Source organism: Blastococcus sp. SYSU DS0541, from assembly GCF_054050875.1.
Map to the genome: position 1 here is coordinate 77492 of NZ_JBJHAD010000016.1, position 17074 is coordinate 94565.

Annotated in this window: 14 protein-coding genes and 1 pseudogene; 9 read left to right on the forward strand and 6 right to left on the reverse strand. The window is 74.4% G+C overall.

The genetic code is table 11. From position 1 onward, the window contains the following. The first annotated feature begins 93 nt into the window (after positions 1-93). Complete coding sequence (locus tag ACI794_RS16565) at positions 94-831, forward strand: HpcH/HpaI aldolase family protein (protein WP_456616897.1); 738 nt, start codon at positions 94-96, stop codon at positions 829-831. 9 nt (positions 832-840) lie between these two features. On the opposite strand, the gene ACI794_RS16570 is transcribed toward ACI794_RS16565, so the two are convergent. Continuing rightward, positions 841-2136: a D-arabinono-1,4-lactone oxidase gene (locus tag ACI794_RS16570; protein ID WP_456616898.1), complete on the reverse strand. Its 1296-nt coding sequence runs from the start codon at positions 2134-2136 to the stop codon at positions 841-843. Positions 2137-2263: 127 nt separating this feature from the next. Between ACI794_RS16570 and ACI794_RS16575 the strand changes: the two genes are divergently transcribed. Both ACI794_RS16575 and ACI794_RS16580 read left to right on the forward strand, forming a co-directional pair. Further along, a complete protein-coding gene (locus tag ACI794_RS16575) occupies positions 2264-4207 on the forward strand; it encodes a patatin-like phospholipase family protein (protein WP_456616899.1) in 1944 nt (647 codons plus the stop codon). Beyond that, positions 4204-5172, forward strand: a complete 969-nt coding sequence (locus ACI794_RS16580; RefSeq protein ID WP_456603634.1) for an MsnO8 family LLM class oxidoreductase — start codon at positions 4204-4206, stop codon at positions 5170-5172. Before ACI794_RS16575 ends, ACI794_RS16580 begins: the two co-directional genes overlap by 4 nt. A gap of 20 nt (positions 5173-5192) precedes the next feature. Here ACI794_RS16580 and ACI794_RS16585 read toward each other — a convergent pair whose 3' ends face one another. After that, positions 5193-6251, reverse strand: coding sequence for a TerC family protein (locus tag ACI794_RS16585; RefSeq protein ID WP_456603633.1), 1059 nt, complete (start codon positions 6249-6251; stop codon positions 5193-5195). Positions 6252-6402: 151 nt separating this feature from the next. Between ACI794_RS16585 and ACI794_RS16590 the strand changes: the two genes are divergently transcribed. The 6 genes and pseudogenes from ACI794_RS16590 to ACI794_RS16615 all read left to right on the forward strand — a co-directional run bounded on the left by ACI794_RS16590 (position 6403) and on the right by ACI794_RS16615 (position 10663). After that, positions 6403-6720 (forward strand): winged helix-turn-helix domain-containing protein, encoded by a 318-nt coding sequence (locus ACI794_RS16590; RefSeq protein WP_456603632.1) that lies wholly within the window; start codon positions 6403-6405, stop codon positions 6718-6720. Continuing rightward, a pseudogene (locus ACI794_RS16595) lies at positions 6717-7379 on the forward strand (sulfotransferase family protein); the annotation flags it as partial. The gene ACI794_RS16590 and the pseudogene ACI794_RS16595, both read left to right, overlap by 4 nt. A 190-nt stretch (positions 7380-7569) precedes the next feature. Then, positions 7570-7974, forward strand: a complete 405-nt coding sequence (locus ACI794_RS16600) for a hypothetical protein (protein WP_456582055.1) — start codon at positions 7570-7572, stop codon at positions 7972-7974. Between the two features lie 72 nt (positions 7975-8046). Next, entirely contained in the window at positions 8047-9606 is a 1560-nt protein-coding gene (locus ACI794_RS16605; protein WP_456603631.1) for a phospholipase D-like domain-containing protein, read from the forward strand. A gap of 89 nt (positions 9607-9695) precedes the next feature. Beyond that, a complete protein-coding gene (locus ACI794_RS16610) occupies positions 9696-10148 on the forward strand; it encodes a DUF1905 domain-containing protein (protein ID WP_456616900.1) in 453 nt (150 codons plus the stop codon). A gap of 29 nt (positions 10149-10177) precedes the next feature. After that, the gene (locus ACI794_RS16615; protein WP_456603630.1) at positions 10178-10663 is read left to right on the forward strand and encodes a cupin domain-containing protein; all 486 of its coding nucleotides are present in this window, start codon (positions 10178-10180) and stop codon (positions 10661-10663) included. A gap of 83 nt (positions 10664-10746) precedes the next feature. On the opposite strand, the gene ACI794_RS16620 is transcribed toward ACI794_RS16615, so the two are convergent. The 4 genes from ACI794_RS16620 to ACI794_RS16635 all read right to left on the reverse strand — a co-directional run bounded on the left by ACI794_RS16620 (position 10747) and on the right by ACI794_RS16635 (position 17067). Beyond that, entirely contained in the window at positions 10747-11418 is a 672-nt protein-coding gene (locus ACI794_RS16620) for a hypothetical protein (RefSeq protein ID WP_456616901.1), read from the reverse strand. Then, a complete protein-coding gene (locus ACI794_RS16625; RefSeq protein WP_456616902.1) occupies positions 11415-13412 on the reverse strand; it encodes a multicopper oxidase domain-containing protein in 1998 nt (665 codons plus the stop codon). Before ACI794_RS16625 ends, ACI794_RS16620 begins: the two co-directional genes overlap by 4 nt. A gap of 501 nt (positions 13413-13913) precedes the next feature. Next, complete coding sequence (locus ACI794_RS16630) at positions 13914-15515, reverse strand: glycosyl hydrolase family 28-related protein (protein WP_456616903.1); 1602 nt, start codon at positions 15513-15515, stop codon at positions 13914-13916. A 58-nt stretch (positions 15516-15573) separates the two neighbouring features. Beyond that, a complete protein-coding gene (locus ACI794_RS16635) occupies positions 15574-17067 on the reverse strand; it encodes a sugar transferase (protein ID WP_456616904.1) in 1494 nt (497 codons plus the stop codon). Positions 17068-17074 lie beyond the last annotated feature (7 nt).

The window sequence follows — 17074 nt, forward strand, 5'->3', positions numbered from 1 at the left end:
GCGCACCGCACACCTCTCGGTCGCGGGCGCGGCACCCTGCGCGCAGGATCGGCGGGGCGGCATCGGGCTGGTCGACGACGAGGGAGGGCCGGGATGGCGGGCAGCGAGGCGGAGCTGCGGCGGCGGTGGTCGGAGGGTCGGCCCTGCCACGGGCTGTGGAGCGTGCTGCCCGGGGTGGTGACCGGTGAGCTGCTCGCGCGCACCGGCGCCGACTACGTGGTCGTCGACCTCCAGCACGGGGCGACGGCCGAGGCGGACCTCCCCGGCACCTGCGCGGCCATCACGGCCGCGGGCTCGGTGCCGTTGGTCCGCACCCGCAGCTCCCTGTTCCCCGACATCGGGCGGCCGCTGGACCTCGGCGCCCGCGGTGTGATCGTGCCCAACGTCCGCGACGCCGGCCACGCCCGCGAGATCGTCGCCGCCTGCCGGTACGCACCCGCCGGTGGGCGGTCGATCGGCCGGCTCTCCGGCGGGGCCGACGAGCCGCTGGTGGTCCCGATGGTGGAGACGGCGTCCATGCTCGACGACCTGGACGCGGTCCTCGGCGTCGAGGGCCTGGACGGGCTGTACGTCGGCCCCGCCGACCTCGCGCTCTCCCTGGAGCTGACCGGGGACGCCCACCGGACCGAGCTCGGCTCGGTGCTCTCCTCGATCATCGCCCGCGCGCGGGCCGCGGGCGTGCCCGTGGGGGTGCACGCCCGCAGCGGCGAGGAGGCGGCCGGCTTCGCCGCGGAGGGCGCCACGGTGGTGACGGTGGCCGTCGACGCCGTTCTGGTGGCCGAGGCCGCCGCCCAACACCTCGGCGTCGCACGGGTCCGCGCCACCGGCTGACGGCGCCGGTCAGGTGAAGGCGTCGACGGTCCGGTCGAGGTAGTCGTTGCGGAAGGCCCCGCGCGGGTCCAGCCGCCGGACGAGCGCGCGGAACTCCGGCATCCGCGGGTACAGCGCGGCGAGCTCCTCGGCGCCGGTGGTGAACACCTTGCCCCAGTGCGGTCGCGCCCCGTACGGGCGCAGCGCCGCCTCGATCTCGGGCAGGAGCGCGCGCACCCGGGCCTCCTCGGGCAGCCAGGTGAAGTGCAGCGCCAGGACGTCCCCGCCGTACGCCGGGCTCAGCCAGAGGTCGTCCGCCGCCACGGTGCGCAGCTCGCTGACCTGGAGCAGCGGGGCGATGCGGGACGCGAGGGAGCGCAGCGCGTCGCAGGCCGCCCGCCCGTGCCGCCGCGGCACGAAGTACTCCGTCTGCAGCTCCTCGCCGCTGCTGGGGGTGAAGCCGGTGCGGAAGTGCGGCAGCCGTTCGTGCCACTCCCCGGGGAGGCCCAGCTGGGCGGTGAGGATCTCGACCGGCGTGCCCGGCAGCATGTGGGTGGGCTCCGTCGCGGCCCGCGCGCCGAAGAACTCCTCCGGCGCGACCTCGTGCTCGTCGGGGCGCGCCTTCACCCACACCTGGGTCACCTCCCGCCAGTCGGTGAACACGCTGACGCTGTAGGCGGCATCGGCGACGGCGTCGAAGTCGGCGAACAGCCGCTCCCAGGTCAGCCCGACGTAGACGTCGGTGCGCACCTGGAACGCCGGCTGGACCCGCAAGCCGATCCGGGTCACCACGCCGAGCGCGCCCAGGTGCACGACGGCGCCGGCGAAGTCGGGGTCCCCGTGCGTCAGCGTCTCCAGCTCGCCGTCGCCACGTACGAGCTCGAGCGCCGCCACGGCGGTGCTCAGCGACCCGTTCCGGTTGCCCGACCCGTGGGTGCCGGTGGCCGTGGCGCCCGCGACGGTGATGTGCGGCAGGGAGGCGAGGTTGTGCAGCGCGAACCCCTGCTCGGCGATGCGCGGCACCACCTCGCTGTAGCGGGCGCCGCCGGGGATCCAGGCGAGGCCCGCGCCGTCGGGGCGGCGCTCCACCTCGACCTCGCCGGGCAGCCGGTCGAGGGAGACCAGGTCGGCGGTGGTGTCGGCGATGTCGTTGAAGCAGTGCCGGGAGCCCAGGACCTTGACCCGGTCGCTGCCGGCCACGAGGGCCTGCAGCTCGGCGAGGCTCGCGGGCCGGTGCAGCCGCGCCGCCCGGTAGGCGACGTTGCCGGCCCAGTTGGTCCCCGGCTCCGCCGCGTCCGGGGGTGTGGTGGACGACGTCTGCTGCATGCTGGCTCGCGATCTCCTCCGGGTGACGGTCCCGCGGACTACCGGGGGGCCGATGATCCCCGATGGCGGCAGCCGCCCGCGGCCCGCCTGCCCTGCCCGGCCCGCGCCCGGGTGACACGATGCCGGCATGGCATCGCCGGGGGCCGCGGCCGGGCAGGGCAGGACGGCGTTCGTCCTCGGGGGCGGCGGGGTGCTGGGCGCGGCCGAGGTGGGCATGCTGCAGGCCCTGGCCGAGGCCGGCATCCGGCCCGACCTGGTGGTGGGGACGTCGGTGGGGGCGATCAACGGCGCGCTCGTGGCCGCCGACCCGGCCCCGGACGCGGTGGGCCGGCTGCGCGCGGTGTGGGAGGACCTGGCCGAGCGCGGGGTGTTCGCGGGCTCGGTGCTCGCCCGGCTCGGCACCCTGGTGCGCACCCGCACGCACCTGCACCCGCGCGAGCCGCTCCGCGACCTGCTGGAGGCCCACCTCCCGGTGCGGACCTTCGCCGAGCTCCGCATCCCCTTCCAGTGCGTCGCCTCGAGCATCGAGCGGGCCGCCGAGCACTGGTTCACCGACGGCCCCCTGGTCGAGGCGGTCCTCGCGTCGTGCGCCGTCCCCGGGCTGCTGCCCGCGGTCGAGATCGACGGCCAGCACTACCTCGACGGCGGCCTGGTGCACAGCATCCCGGTCGGCCGGGCGGTCGCCCTCGGGGCCGAGACGATCTACGTGATGCACGTCGGCCGGATCGACCGGCCGCTGCGCCCGCCGTCCCGCCCGTGGGAGGTCGGGCTCGTGGCCTTCGAGATCGCCCGCCGGCACCGGTTCGCGGCCGATCTGGCCGCGCTGCCGGCGGGGGTGGCGGTGCACGTGCTGCCCTCGGGCGGTGCCCCTGCGCCGGGAGCCGGGGACCTGCGCTACCGCGATTTCTCCGGCGTCCCCGACCGGATCGACCGGCGCACAGGGCGGCGCGGGACTACCTGGGGCGCTCCGGCGCCGGGGCGGGCTGACGTGCTGCCCCCGCGGCGGGTGCGCCGGTTCACCGGCCCCCTGCTGGTCGTGGCGCTCGTGGCCGCGGTCCTGCTGCTGCCCGTGCTGGTCCTGGTGGCGGCCGTCGTCTCCGTGTGGCTGCCGGGGCACTGGCGCGGTCTCCGGCTGCTCTGCTTCGCGCTGCTCTACCTCGCGCTGCAGGTGGCCGGGCTGGTCGCGGCGGGGGCGCTGTGGGTGCTCAGCGGATTCGGTCGCCGGCTGACCTCGCCGAGATCCCGCGCGGCCCACTACACGGTGCTGCGGCTGCTGCTGGACGCGCTGATGCGGGCCGCCCAGCGGCTCTTCGCCCTCCGGCTGGTCACCGACGGAGCCTCGTGGTCGCCGCTGGACGACGGGCTCCCCGGCTCGACCAACGCCATGGTCGTGCTCTCCCGGCACGCCGGCCCCGGCGACTCGTTCCTGCTGGTGCACACGCTGATGGACCGCGACCACCTGCGCCGGCCGCGGATCGTGCTCAAGGACGTGCTGCAGCTGGACCCGATGATCGACGTCTACCTCAACCGGCTGCCCAATCACTTCCTCCCGTCGGGGCCCGCGGACGGGTACAGCTCGGAGGAGGCGATCGCCGACCTGGCCCGCGACCTGGGGGAGGAGGACGCGCTGCTCATCTTCCCGGAGGGGGCGAACTTCACCACCCGGCGGCGCACCCGGGCCATCCAGCGGCTCCGCGACCGGGGCCTCCTGGCGGCGGTGCGCCGCGCGGAGGAGATGCGGCACGTGCTGCCGCCCCGCCCCGCCGGGGTGGCCGCGGCCCTGGGCGCCGCGCCGCACGCCGACGTGGTGTTCGTGGCCCACACCGGGCTCGAGCACCTGAACACGCCCCGCGACGTCTGGCGCGGTCTGCCCATGGACAAGACCCTGCACCTGCGCTGGTGGTTCGTGCCCGCCGCCGAGGTCCCGCGCGACCCGGCCGAGCAGGTCGACTGGCTCTACCGGTGGTGGGAGACGATCGACACCTGGGTGTCCACGACGTCCGCGGCCGAGGACGCGGCACGGGGCCAGCCGGAAGCCGGGCGGTCGGCGCCCGGTTGCACCCCCGCGTGAGGCTCTCGCTGCTCGACCGCTCCCGCACCCGCGCCGGTCACCCCGAGGCGGTGGCCCTGCGGCACACGGTGGAGCGGGCGGTCGCGGCGGAACGGCTGGGCTACGACCGGTTCTGGGTGGCGGAGCACCACGGGGTGCCGGGCATCGCGTCGGGCGCGCCCGCGGTGCTCCTGGCGGCCGTCGGTGCGCACACGGGGACGATCCGGCTGGGGTCGGGCGGGGTGATGCTGCCCAACCACCAGCCCCTCGTGGTGGCGGAGCAGTTCCTGGTGCTGGCCGCGCTCCACCCCGGTCGGGTCGACCTCGGGGTGGGCCGCTCCCTCGGTTTCACCGCGCCCGTGCGCCGGGCCCTCCGCCGCACGGGCGAGGAGCCCGACGCGTTCGCCTCCGACGTCGGCGAGCTCCGGGGGTACCTGGAGCGGACGGCCGGGGTGACCGCCCGCCCCGTCGTCGAGGAGCCGGTCCCGCTGTCCGTCCTGGCCACGGCGACGGGGGCCGGCGTCGCCGCCGGGCTCGGGCTCCCGCTCGTGCTCGGCGGCCCGGTGCTGGACCGGCCCGAGCTCGGCGGCGTGCTGGCGGGCTACCGGCGCGATTTCCGCCCGCACCGTGGCAGCCGCCCGCACGTCACCGTCTCGCTGGACGTCCTGGTCGCCGACACCGACGACGAGGCCCGCGAGCTGGCGTTGCCCGAGGTCTGGGCGATGGCCCGTTCCCGGCGCACGGGCGTGTTCGACGCGCTGGAGCCGGTGGCGGCCATCCGGGACCGTCGGTGGGACGACCTGGACGCGCGCCGGGTGGAGCAGGGGCTCGCCGCCGTGACCGCCGGCCGGCCGGCGACCGTGCGCCGCCGCCTCGAGCAGCTCGCCGAGCGCACCGGCGCCGACGAGCTGCTCGCGAGCGGCTCGACCCATGACCGCGCGGCGCTCGCCGCCTCCGATGCCGCCCTCGCCTCCCTGCTGCGCTGACGGCGTTCCCGGCCGCCGGGTCAGGTGCGCAGCGACTCGTCGGTGCGCTCCTGCTCCGCCGCGGCGGAGGTGCGGCGGCGGCGCCACACCGGCTCCAGCGCGGCGTCCTCCTCCGGCGTCGCGACCGCGAACGGCGGGACGGCCGGCGCCGGCAGTGCCTGCCGCCCCTGGCCGCGGGTGGCGCGGAGGCTGAGCCAGATCGAGGTACCGATGATCGTCGCCACGACGGCCAGGCTGATCGTGGTGGGGATGTAGAAGACATCGATCTTCAGCAGCATCTTGATGCCGACCCACACGAGCACCAGGGCCAGCCCGGTCTTGAGGTACACGAAGCGGTGGATCAGGTCGGCGAGCAGGAAGTACATGGCCCGCAGCCCGAGGATGGCGAAGGCGTTGGCCGTGAAGACGAGGAACGGCTCGTCGGTGACCGCGAAGATCGCCGGGATCGAGTCGACGGCGAAGACGACGTCGGTGACCTCGACGAGCACCAGGACGGCCAGCAGCGGGGTGGCCAGCAGCCGTCCGCCGCGGCGGACGAGGAAACGCTGACCGTGGTAGACGTCGGTCATCGGCACCCAGCGGCGGAAGAGCCGCAGCGTCCGCGACGTCGCGGGGTCCAGGTGCTCGTTCCGCTGCCGGAGCATCCGGTAGCCGGTGAAGAGCAGGAACGCGGCGAACAGGTAGAGCACCCAGCCGAAGCTGGCGATCAGCACCGAGCCGCCGGCGATGAACAGGCCGCGGAAGACCAGCGCCCCGAGCACGCCGAGGAAGAGCACCCGGTGCTGGTACTCCCGGGGGACGGCGAAGTAGGTGAAGAGGATGGCCCAGACGAAGACGTTGTCCACGGCCAGCGACTTCTCGATCAGGTAGCCGGCGTAGTACTGCTGCCCGAGCTCGGCCCCGTAGGACCACCACACCCAGGCGCCGAAGCCGACGCCGATGGCGACCCACACGGCCGACCAGGCCGCCGCCTCCCGGACGCCGATGACGTGGGCGCGGCGGTGGGCGAACAGGTCGACGGCGAGCATCGCGAGCACGAGGCCGAGCACGGCGGCCCAGAGCCACAGGGGGACGTCCACGAGCGTTCTCCTCCGGTCGGTGAACCAACCGGAGGTCTCTCCCGGCTCCTGCCGGAGCCCACCTCGCCGGGAGCCCACGGGGACCCGTACTGACGACGAGGTGCTGGGGGGGTACTCCCCTCCGCGACAAGAGTGAAGCACACTTCATGCGATGAGCACCAGCGCGGATTCTCCGGGGCGTCGGCCCTGGACCTTCCTCACCAACCACGGGCACGTCCTCCTCGCCGTCGCGGCGGACCCCGACGCGCGGGTGGAGGAGGTGGCGGCGACCGTGGGCATCAGCTCCCGGGGCGTGCTGGCCATCCTGCGGGACCTCGAGGAGGCGGGTTACCTGACCCGGACCCGGCGCGGCCGGAGGACGCACTACGAGCTGAGGCCGCACCAGCACTTCCGGCACCCCGCGACCGCCGGTCACGAGGTCGACGAGCTGCTGCGCATCTTCGTCCCGGGAGCCGGCCCGGCGGGATGAGTGCTGCCGGCGTCGCCCGGGGCCGGCCGGTGGACCTGGATAGGTCGGGGCCGTCGACGGCTCGCCGACCACCCGCCCGCGGGGTCGGCACGCATCCGGGAGGTGCGGTGCGCCGGATCTTCGTCGTGGGCTGCCCGCGGTCGGGCACCACGTCGCTGCAGTCGTTCCTGGCGGCGCACCCGCAGGTCCACTCCTTCCCGAAGACCCACTTCTTCCACCAGCTGCGGCCACCGCGCGGTCTCCGGCACGCGGTGGGGCTGGCGGCGAGCGGGACGGCCCAGCGGCTCGACGACGTCGCCGGCTCTCCCCGTCGCCGGCGGCCCGCGCTGCCGACGGTGCGGGGCTACGGTGCGGCGTCCGCCTGGGTCGAGAAGACGCCGGCGAACATCTACGCCCTCGACCTCATCGAGCAACGGGTGCCCGATGCGCGGGTGGTGCGCATCGTGCGGGACGGCGTCGACGTCGTCGCCGGCCTGTGCGCCGCCGCGGCGGGCTGGGGCACGACCTGCACCGTGGACACCGCCGTCGACCAGTGGGCGGAGTGCGTCGCCCCCACCGACCGTCACCGGGGCCGGGAGCGGCACTCCGTCGTCGGCTACGACGGCCTCGTGCAGGACCCCGAGGCGACCCTCTCCGTGCTCGGCGGCGAGCTCGGCCTGCCGTACGCGGACGAGATGGTGACCGGGCGCGCCACGGCGGCCCGGGGCCTGGTCAAGGACTTCGAGCACTGGAAGGCCGACAACGCCGGGCCGCTGCACGACGGGGCGGAGCAACGGTCTCGGGCCGGGGCGCCGGTCGCGCCGCGCGACCGCCGCCACGACGGGGGGAACGGCCCTACAGTGCGGCAGCATGGCGCGCCGGTCGACGCTCGTGGTGGTCTCCTCCGTCCAGCTCGCCGCGCAGCTCGCCGGCCACGTGCTGGCCCTGCGGCGGCGCCGGCACTTCGACGTCCCGCTGATGACGGGCAGCCCCGAGCACGTCGGCCGGGACTGGTGGTGGTTCGGCACGGCCTTCAGCGCGCCCTCGTACCTGGTGGCGATGCAGACGTGGGCGGTGCTCCGGCTGCTCCGCGGCCCGGACGACCGCGCGCGCTGGGTGCTGCGGTGGGTCGGCGCCGGGATGACGGTCGGGTACGCCACCGAGCGGTGCGTCCGGGCGCGGGTCCGCCCGGGCGGCGCCGACCCGCTGGAGACGCCGGTGGTCGTGACCGGGTGGGGCTGCGCGGCCGGCATGGCCCTCCTCGCCCGCCGCTGACCACCCGTTCGTGCGGCCGGGTGCGCGTGGGGTCTTGGTGACCCGCGCCGAGGCGGGCACACTGCGCGTGTGATGGGCGGCGGAGAGGCGAGCACCGATCCCGGGATCAGGCTCCCCGAGCCGCACGGGACCGACGGGCGGCCGCGGCCGGGCGCGCCGCTGCTGATCCCCGGCGAGACCTGCTGGCGCATCGAGCGGGCCACCAGCTTCGCCATCTTCGTCGACGCGGCCGACTACTTCGCCACCCTCAAGCGCGCGGTGCTGCGCGCCGAGCGCCGGGTGCTGTTCATCGGGTGGGACTTCGACCCGCGCATCCGGCTGGACCCGCTCGGCGGCGGGCGGCCGGAGGACGACCGGCTGGGCGCCGTCCTCGAGCAGGCGGTGGCGGCCAACCCGGACCTGGAGATCGGCGTCCTCCAGTGGGACCTCGGCATGCTGCGCGCGCTCGGCCGCGGCCTGAAACCCATCGTGCTGCTGGACCGGAGCACCCCCGACCGCCTCACGTTCGCCGTCGACACCCACCACCCGGTGGGCGGGGCCCACCACCAGAAGATCGTGGTGATCGACGACTCGCTGGCCTTCGCCGGCGGCATCGACGTCACCGCCGACCGCTGGGACACCTCCGACCACGCCGACGACAACGTCCACCGGTGCCGGCCCGCCAACGGTCGCGTCCCGGGGCGGCCGACCGGGCCGTGGCACGACGCGACCAGCATCATGACCGGGCCGGCCGCGGAGGCCGTCGCCGAGCTCGCCCGCGAGCGGTGGGAGAGCGGGACCGGGGAGCGGCTGGAGCCCGTCCCCGGCGGGCGGGACCGGTGGCCCGAGGAGATCGAGCCGCTGTTCACCGACGTGGACGTCGCGATCTCCCGCACGCGGCCGGAACACGGTGGGACGTCACTGGTGCACGAGGTGGAGCTGCTGTGGCTGGCCGTGATCGCCGCGGCCCGGCGCTCGCTCTACATCGAGAGCCAGTACTTCGCCAGCCGGCGCATCGCCGAGGCGGTCGCCGAGCGCTTGCGCGAACCCGACGGCCCGGACGTCGTCGTGGTGAACCCCTGGACGGCCGACGGGTGGCTCTCGGAGAAGGCGATGGGCACCGCGCGCGCCGTCGTGCTGGAGCTCCTCCGCGAGGCCGACGTCCACGACCGCTTCCGGCTGTACACGCCGGTGACGGAGCAGCGCGCGCACATCTACGTGCACGCCAAGGTGACCGTCGTCGACGACCGCCTGCTGCGGATCGGCTCCAGCAACGTCAACAACCGGTCGATGGGGCTGGACACCGAGTGCGACCTGGCGATCGAGGCGGTGGAGGGGGAGCCGGGGGCCGACCGCCTCGCCGCCACGATCGGCGGCTTCCGCGACAGGCTGCTCGCCGAGCACCTCGGCTGCACCCCGCAGGAGGTCGCCACCGCGATCACCGACGCCGGTTCCCTGGTGCGGGGCATCGAACGGCTGCGCCGGCCCACCGGCCGCTCGCTGGTCCCCTTCGAGCCCCCGGAGCTCGGCCCCGCCGACCGGGCCCTGGGTGAGTCCGAGGTCATGGACCCGGAGAAGACGCCGAACCGGTGGCGACGGGTGGAGCGGTTCTTCGCGCGCCGTCGGCGGCCGCGGAACCGGACCCGGGCCTGACGGCGGGGGAGGCCGGGGCGTGCACCGATGAGTCCGCGGGAGCCACGAGGTCTACCGGTCGTCAGCAACCCCGCACGGCAGGAGCTCCCATGACCGGCACCCCGACCACGTTCCGCACCACGCTCGCGGCCACCGGCGGCAGCAACGTCGGCATCGTCGTCCCCGGGGACGTGGTGCTGGGCCTCGGCCGCGGGAAGCGGGTGCCCGTGGTCGTCACCGTCGACGGCGGCCACACCTACCGCACGACCGTCGCCTCGATGGGCGGCCGGTTCCTGGTGTCGTTCAACGCCGCGACGCGGGCGGCCACCGGTCGCGGGGCGGGGGACGAGGTCGAGGTGCGGCTCGAGGTCGACGACGCGCGGCGCACGGTCACCCTCCCGCCGACCCTCGCCGAGGCGCTCGCCGCGCACCCCGCCGCGGCGGAGGCCTGGGCCGCCCTGTCGCACAGCCGCCGGCGGGCGCACGCGGAGCAGGTCGCGGGAGCCCGCACGCCGGAGACCACCGCCCGCCGCGTCGAGAAGGTGCTCGGCGCCCTCTCCTGACACCCGGCCCCGGACAGGCAGGAGCGACCGTGTCGCTGCACCGGCACTACCCACCGGACCTCTACCGCGGCACCACCGGGGAGGTGAGCGCCTGGCTGCGCCCCGCGGGCGGCCGCCCCGACACCGTCTCGGCCAACGAGGTGACCTGCGAGTTCCTGGCCACGGGCGCGGAGACCGGCGGGCGCTTCGGGCTCTACCGCTACACGTTCGGGGAGGAGGAGGCCGGGCCGGCCCCGCACTTCCACCGCTCGATCTCCGAGCAGTTCTACGTGCTCTCCGGGCAGGTGAGCCTCTACGACGGGCGGTCCTGGCAGGACGCCGGCGCCGGTGACTTCCTCTACGTGCCCGAGGGTGGCATCCACGCCTTCCGCGGCGGGGCGCACGCATCGATGCTCCTGATGTTCGCCCCCGGCGGCCCCCGCGAGGAGTACTTCGAGACCCTCGCCCGGGGCGAGCGGATGACCCCTGAGGAGCGGGCGGAGTTCATGCTCCGGCACGACACCTACTGGCTCTGAGCCGTCGGGGGGACGGCGCGGGGCCCGCCCCCGGGTGAGGACGGGCCCCGCGGCACCGCTGTGGTGCCGGGAGGACGCGGACGTCAGGCGAGGACGCCGGTGAACCACAGCCCCCAGGCGAGGAGGCCGAGGACCAGCACCGCGTCGACGGTGCGGCGGCGCCAGGCACCCGGTTGCAGGGCGGCGAGCGCCGCGAGCAGCAGGAGCTCGGCGGCGACGGCGATCTGGCCGACGAACCCCGGGGCGTGCCGGGCCGGGCCGATCTCGCCCTCCATGGCGACGGGGCCGGGGGTGTTCGCCGCCACGCCCTCGGAGAGGTCGATCCCGGTCACCGGGTCGATCCCCGGCACGTGCGACGGCCCGGCGTGGCCACCGTGCGTGCCGTCGTGGACCGCGAAGGCGTCGAGCAGGCTCGTGGTGTGGGCGACGAGGTACAGCCCGATCAGCCCGACGGTGCCGGCGAGCGCGAGCGTGACCACGCGCGGCCCCGGCCGGAAGCCCGCCCAGCTGTTCAGCAGGAGCCAGGCCGCCAGGCCGAGCTGGGCCAGTCCCGTGACCAGGAAGAACCCGACCGCGAGCTCACCGGCCTCCAGGTGGTCCACCGCGGCGACCAGGTGCAACCCGCCGGCCACCCCGGCCCCGAGCGCGCCCGCCCGGAGCCACCGGCCGACGATGCGGCCGTGCGCGCGGCCGTGCGCACGGCCGGGGGGCGAGGTCACCGCGGGCTGCGCCGCGGTGACCTCCGCCGTGCTCACGGCGTACCGGCCGAGGTCGTCGTGGTGGCCGCCTCGGTGGTGGTGGCCGCCTCGGTGGTGGTGGTCGCCTCGGTGGTGGTGGTCGGTTCGGTCGTGGCCGTCGGCTCCGTGGTGGCGGTCGCCTCGGTCGTGGCCGTCGGCTCCGTGGTCGCGGTGGTCTCCGTCGTCTCCGTCGTCTCCGTGGTCTCCGTCGTCTCCGTGACGACGGGCTCCTCCACCGGTGCCTCCTGGGGCACCAGATCGGGCGCGGGCAGCGGCTTCGGGGGATCGGTGCGGATGGAGTCGCAGTCGATGTCGTGGTGGCCCACCTGGTACTGGACCATCATGTCGTGGTCCTCGTGCGAGAGGTTGTGGCAGTGGATCATGTAGCGGCCGTCCTCGTGCTCGAACTTCATGAGCAGGCGCACGGTCTCGTTCTCGCCGACGTAGACGACGTCCTTGGGGCCGCGCTCCTCCGGCCGCGGCGGCTGGGTGACCCCGGTCTCGGTGTTCGTGCGGCTGAGCACCTTGAAGTCGATCAGGTGGATGTGCAGCGGGTGGAACCAGCCCCCGGAGTCGTTCTCCACGTCCCAGATCTCGACGGCGTCCCGCTCCACGGAGGCGAAGAGCAGCTCGTAGTTCGACCTCACGACGTCGTCCCACGTTCTCTCGTTGATCTGCCAGAGGCCGTTTCCCCGGTCTAGCACCATCTTCCGGACCGCCGACCGGTCGGCGGCCTTGAGCGTCATCACGGGGTGGGGCGACCCGAGGACGTTCGGGGAGAGGTTGCCGTCGAAGCTCGTCACCCCGCGGCCGACCTCGAACTGCATGATCTTGCCGGTGTGGTCGAAGTCCCGGGCGTTCTCGACGCCGTCGTTGAGCAGCTGGACCTTGGTGCCCTTGAGGTCCTTGAAGTCGAGGATGAACTCGATCCGCTCGGCCATCCCGATGGTGAACTGGGTGACCGTCTGGGCGCTCTGCATGAAGCCGCCGTCGGTCGCGATCACCTTGAACGGCATGCCGTTGCTCATCCGGAGCTTGTAGCCGCGCGCCAGTGAGCCGTTGAGCATCCGGAACCGGTACTTGCGCGGCTCGACCTTCATGTTCGGCCACGGCACGCCGTTCACCAGGATCACGTCGCCGTAGACGCCGGACTCGCTGTCGTCGTCGAACAGCAGCTGGCCGTCCTGGGTGAACATGACGTCGCTGAGGATGAGCGGGAACTCGTACTGCGGCTTGCCCTCGGCGGCCTTCTGCCGGTCCCAGCGCGGGATCCCCAGGGCCTTCTCGAGCTCCTCGTCGACGACGTGGTACTGCGCGGCCAGGCCCATGTACACGTTCTGCGCGGTGTGGTGCACGCCGTGGTCGTGGTACCAGATCGTCCGCGGGGTGCAGCTGTTCGGGTACTGGTAGTTCTTCCACTCACCCGGGTTGGTCAGGTCGCCGGCGTAGCCGTCGTACTGCGGCTTGGACGGCGAGCCGTGCAGGTGGGTCGAGGTCCAGGGGACGTAGCCGAGGGTGGGGTGCCGCTTGGGCAGCTCGTTGAGCACCTGCATGACCGTCCGCCGGGGGATCTTGCGACCGGGGTTGTCGGGGTCGGGCTGCAGGTAGGTCCGGATCGTGGGACCGGGGACCGAGCGGTTGTAGCCCCACATCTTGGTCCACATGCCGGGGATCAGCTGGACCTGCACGTTGGTCTGGGTGATGCGGTAGTAGTCGGTGCCCAGGTACTCCGAGCCCCGGATCGGCTCGCCCGGGTAGTGGCTGTTGCCCGGCACCGGCACGTAGTCGTCGGGCACGTAGCCGAAGACGTTGCTGCGGACGTCGTCCCGGACGACCGGCTCCAGCACCGCCGGCGCCTTGAAGGCCTGGGTGTACGGCTGGGGCATCTTGCTCTCGTCCAGTTCGGACGCTGAGGCCGCTGACACGACGCCCTGGAGGGGCAGCGTCAGTGCGGCGGCGCCTGCTGCGGAGAGCTTCAGGACGTCGCGTCGGTTCAGGCTGGGCGTTTCCATCGGTACCGCTCCTCGGCAGATCCGCTGTGTGCAGCAGGAATGCTCGTCGTGCGGCCCCACCTGCCACAGCCGAAGCGAGGGGGAGGCGGGTCCCACCAATTGGGGGGTCAATTCCGGAGACGCGCGCGGTAATTGACCGAACGCGGTCGCGGCCTTTCCGTGCGTGTCCTTAGTGTGGAAAGTGAGCGTGTGACCTGCACCGATCACAGCGCGCCACGGCCCGCGTCAGCCGCTCCGGGGATTACCGCCTCACTGCCGGAAAGCGCATGACGGATAGGCGTGGCGAGCCGACACGTGGCTTCTCACGCAGGGCAGGAACCGCACGAATTCGTTTCGTCCGGGGCTGCCGGCGCGGCAGCAGCCGGGCGCGCCGGGAGCGTCACCACGGTGTCGGCGCTGGTCGTCGCGGCGGTCCACCGCGTGAGGCCCGGGTGCCCGCACGCCCGTGCCGCCCCGCCCCGGTGGGCACCGGGGCGGGGCGGCAGGCAGGAGGAGTGGCCGTCAGCCGCCGGTGTTGCTCCGCACGACGGTGTCGGCGGCGCGGTCGGTGACCGGCTCGGGGTGGCTGATGCCGGTGAAGTCGTTGCCCTCGATGACGACCGCGGTCGAGGTCGGCGACACCCGGATCGCCCGAGCGGTCGAGCCGGCCCCCGCTTCCTCGAAGGTGGAGCCGGCGACCAGGGCTCCGTTGACGCCGAGCAGGTCGACGGCCCAGAGGCTGTCGAGCTCGGTGAACCGGCAGTTCTCCACGGAGAGGGCGGTCACCGGGGTCGCCGGCCCGACCACCAGCAGGCGCTTGCCCGGGGCGCCGACGAACGTGCAGTCGTGGAAGCGCGGCCGGTCGGTGCCGTCCACCACGACGGTCGTCGGAGCGGCGCCCGATGGCGCGGAGAAGGTGCAGCCGTCGAAGGTCAGCCGGCTGATGTTCGGACCGCCCACCCGCACCGGGCTGTTCTTGGCGTTGGTCACGTCGGTGCGGGTGAAGGTCACGTCGCGGATGGCGCCCCGCGATGCCGGATCGGTCTGCACCCGGATCTCCTGGGTGGAGGCGTCCTCGGCTCCTGACATGTCGACGGTGCAGTCCGTGAAGGTGACGCGCTCGATCGCCCCCCGGCTGTGCGTGTTCTTGACGACGATGCCCCGGTTGGCGGCCGAGCCGTGGCAGTCCTGGAACGAGCAGTCGCTCACCGAGGCGTCCATGTCGGTCGTCCCGGGCTCGCCACCGGTGAACTCGAGCAGGGCGACCAGGAACCGGCTCGCCGAGCTGGCGCCGGTGCACCCGACGAAGCGGCCGCCGGTGATGCTCTGGTTGTAGAGGGTCGGCTCGGCCTCCGGGTTGCCGATCGGCACGAACTGGAAGCAGTCGTCGCCGGACTCGACGTGGCAGCCGGTGGCGAGGAAGTCCGCGCCGCCGACCACCCGGATCCCACCGGTGCCGAACGCCGGGGCGCTGCCGCGGACGGTGACCCGGTTCATCCGGCCGCCGTCGCCGGCGAACATGATCGCCTGCCCGCCGGCGTAGGTGTCGATCGTGATGTCCGCGATCGTCACGTCGTCGCCGTAGAGGGCGAGCACCACACCGGTCCTGTCGTGGCCCCGGGCGCCGATCGTGCCGGAGCCGGTGATCTGGACGTGATTGGACTTCACGGCGAAGTCGGCGTTGCGCAGGAAGGCGTCGGTCATCCCGGGGGGTGCGGCCCAGTCCTTCACCAGACGCGCGCGCCGGTCCAGGTGCAGCCGCACGTCGGAGCGCAGCAGCAGCCCGCTCGTGCACCGGTAGGTGCCCGAGGGCACGTAGGCGACCTCGCCGCGCCGCGACGAGGCGTCGAGCAGCTGCTGCAGGGCTCGGGTGTCGTCCTCGCGGCCGTCGCCCTCGGCGCCGAAGTCGCGCGCGTTCAGGACGTCGTCCTCGTCCTTCCGCGGCACCACCGCGGTGGTGCCGACGGGGGAGGGGCCGGAGGAGGTCAGGCCCGCGAGCAGCGGGGAGGCCAGCCCGGCGCCGCCGAGCATCAGGAGCCCGCGCCGGGTCAGGGAGGGCCCGGCGGGCCGCCCGGGAGTCCCCGGGGTGCCTGCGGGTGCGGGACCGGTGTCGTGTTCGCGCATGGGTTTCTCGTCTCGGACGGTGCACCGGGAGCGACCGGTGCGGTGCGCAGGGATGAACCTAGCTGTGGGCGACCGTTCGGACCGCCGTGCGGAAGGCCTGCCTCTGCACGGCGGCCACGGTGCGGATCAGGATGACGACGTCGCGCCAGAGCGACCACTGCTCGATGTAGGCGTTGTCGAACCGGGCGCGCTCCTCGATGGAGGTGTCCCCGCGGAGGCCGTGGATCTGCGCCCAGCCGGTGAGGCCGACGGTCAGCCGGTGGCGGTCGCGGTAGCCGTGCACCGAGTCGGCGAAACGGGCGGCGTAGGTGCACTCCTCGGGACGGGGGCCGATGAGGGACATGTCGCCGCGCAGGATGTTCCACAGCTGCGGCAGCTCGTCCAGGCTGGTCCGGCGCAGCACGTTCCCGATGCGGGTCTGCCGCTGCTCGACGTCGACCTGCCGCGCGTGCATCGTGCTCCGCGTCGAGCCGGCCGCCACCGGCCCCTGCTCGCGTGCCACCCGCAGCGTGCGGAACTTGAGCATCTCGATCCGTGCGCCGTCCTGCCCGGTCCGCGGCTGCCGGAACAGGACCGGACCGGGGCTGCTCATCCGCACCGCGGCGGCGAGCAGCGCCATGACCGGGGAGAGCAGGGTCAGGGCCGCCCCGGCCACCACCACGTCGATCAGCCGCTTGACCCGCCGGGCGCCCCGGCGCAGGGCGGCCCGGCGGACGCGGTGCAGCGGGATGCCCCAGAGGTCCTCGATGTCCGGGCCGCACGGGGCCATGCCGACGTCGAAGAACCGCGGCACGACGTAGACCTCGACGTCGCGCAGCGCGGCGCTGCGGACCAGGTCGACCAGCGCGGCCTCGCGGGTGGGGCCGTAGGCGACGACGACCGTGCGCACCCCGTAGGTGTCCAGCACCAGCTCCAGGTCCTCCAGGTGGCCGAGCGGCTCCCGGTCGTCCAGCGGGCTGCCGTCGCTGAGGTAGCCGATGCCGCGAAGCCCGAGCTCGGGATGGGCCCGCATGGTGGCCAGCAGCTCCATGCCGAGCCGGCCGCCCCCGACGACCAGGGTGGGGTCCTCGACCGCCCGCCGGCGCCGGGCGGCGCGGACGGTCGCGTAGGCGAGCCCCCGGCCGGCCACCAGGCACGGCACCGCCCATGCCGCGTGCACGGCCACGCCGGTGACCGAGGGGGAGGCGACGGGCGCCACCAGCAGCAGCGCCACGCCGAGCCGGGAGAGGAGGCGGGGGGCCTCGTCGAGGACGGAGAGGGTGATCCGGGGGTGGTGGGCGCCGGTCGCGGCCAGCACCAGGAGCGCGACGACGGTGAAGGCCGCAGCGGCGGCGTCCGCACCTCCCAGCCACGCCATCGGCAGCGCCAGCGCGGCGGCGTCCACGACCAGCAGCCCGGCGCGGACCAGCGCCGTGCGGTCCCGCACCTCCCGCTCGGGGAGGTGCAGCTGGGTCGCGGAGGCGGCCGCGGGACGGCCCTGCGCCCCACCGGCGCGCGGGCGCGGCACCCGCGTCAGGCCGGCCCGGCCCTCCTGGTAGGACACCTCGGTCATCGCGGCC

Coding starts and splice junctions, on each gene's coding strand:
- ACI794_RS16565 (WP_456616897.1), top strand. CDS start 94: ATGGCGGGCAGCGAGGCGGAGCTGCGGCGGCGGTGGTCGGAGGGTCGG.
- ACI794_RS16570 (WP_456616898.1), bottom strand. CDS start 2,136: ATGCAGCAGACGTCGTCCACCACACCCCCGGACGCGGCGGAGCCGGGG.
- ACI794_RS16575 (WP_456616899.1), top strand. CDS start 2,264: ATGGCATCGCCGGGGGCCGCGGCCGGGCAGGGCAGGACGGCGTTCGTC.
- ACI794_RS16590 (WP_456603632.1), top strand. CDS start 6,403: ATGAGCACCAGCGCGGATTCTCCGGGGCGTCGGCCCTGGACCTTCCTC.
- ACI794_RS16600 (WP_456582055.1), top strand. CDS start 7,570: ATGGCGCGCCGGTCGACGCTCGTGGTGGTCTCCTCCGTCCAGCTCGCC.
- ACI794_RS16605 (WP_456603631.1), top strand. CDS start 8,047: ATGGGCGGCGGAGAGGCGAGCACCGATCCCGGGATCAGGCTCCCCGAG.
- ACI794_RS16610 (WP_456616900.1), top strand. CDS start 9,696: ATGACCGGCACCCCGACCACGTTCCGCACCACGCTCGCGGCCACCGGC.
- ACI794_RS16625 (WP_456616902.1), bottom strand. CDS start 13,412: ATGGAAACGCCCAGCCTGAACCGACGCGACGTCCTGAAGCTCTCCGCA.
- ACI794_RS16630 (WP_456616903.1), bottom strand. CDS start 15,515: ATGCGCGAACACGACACCGGTCCCGCACCCGCAGGCACCCCGGGGACT.
- ACI794_RS16635 (WP_456616904.1), bottom strand. CDS start 17,067: ATGACCGAGGTGTCCTACCAGGAGGGCCGGGCCGGCCTGACGCGGGTG.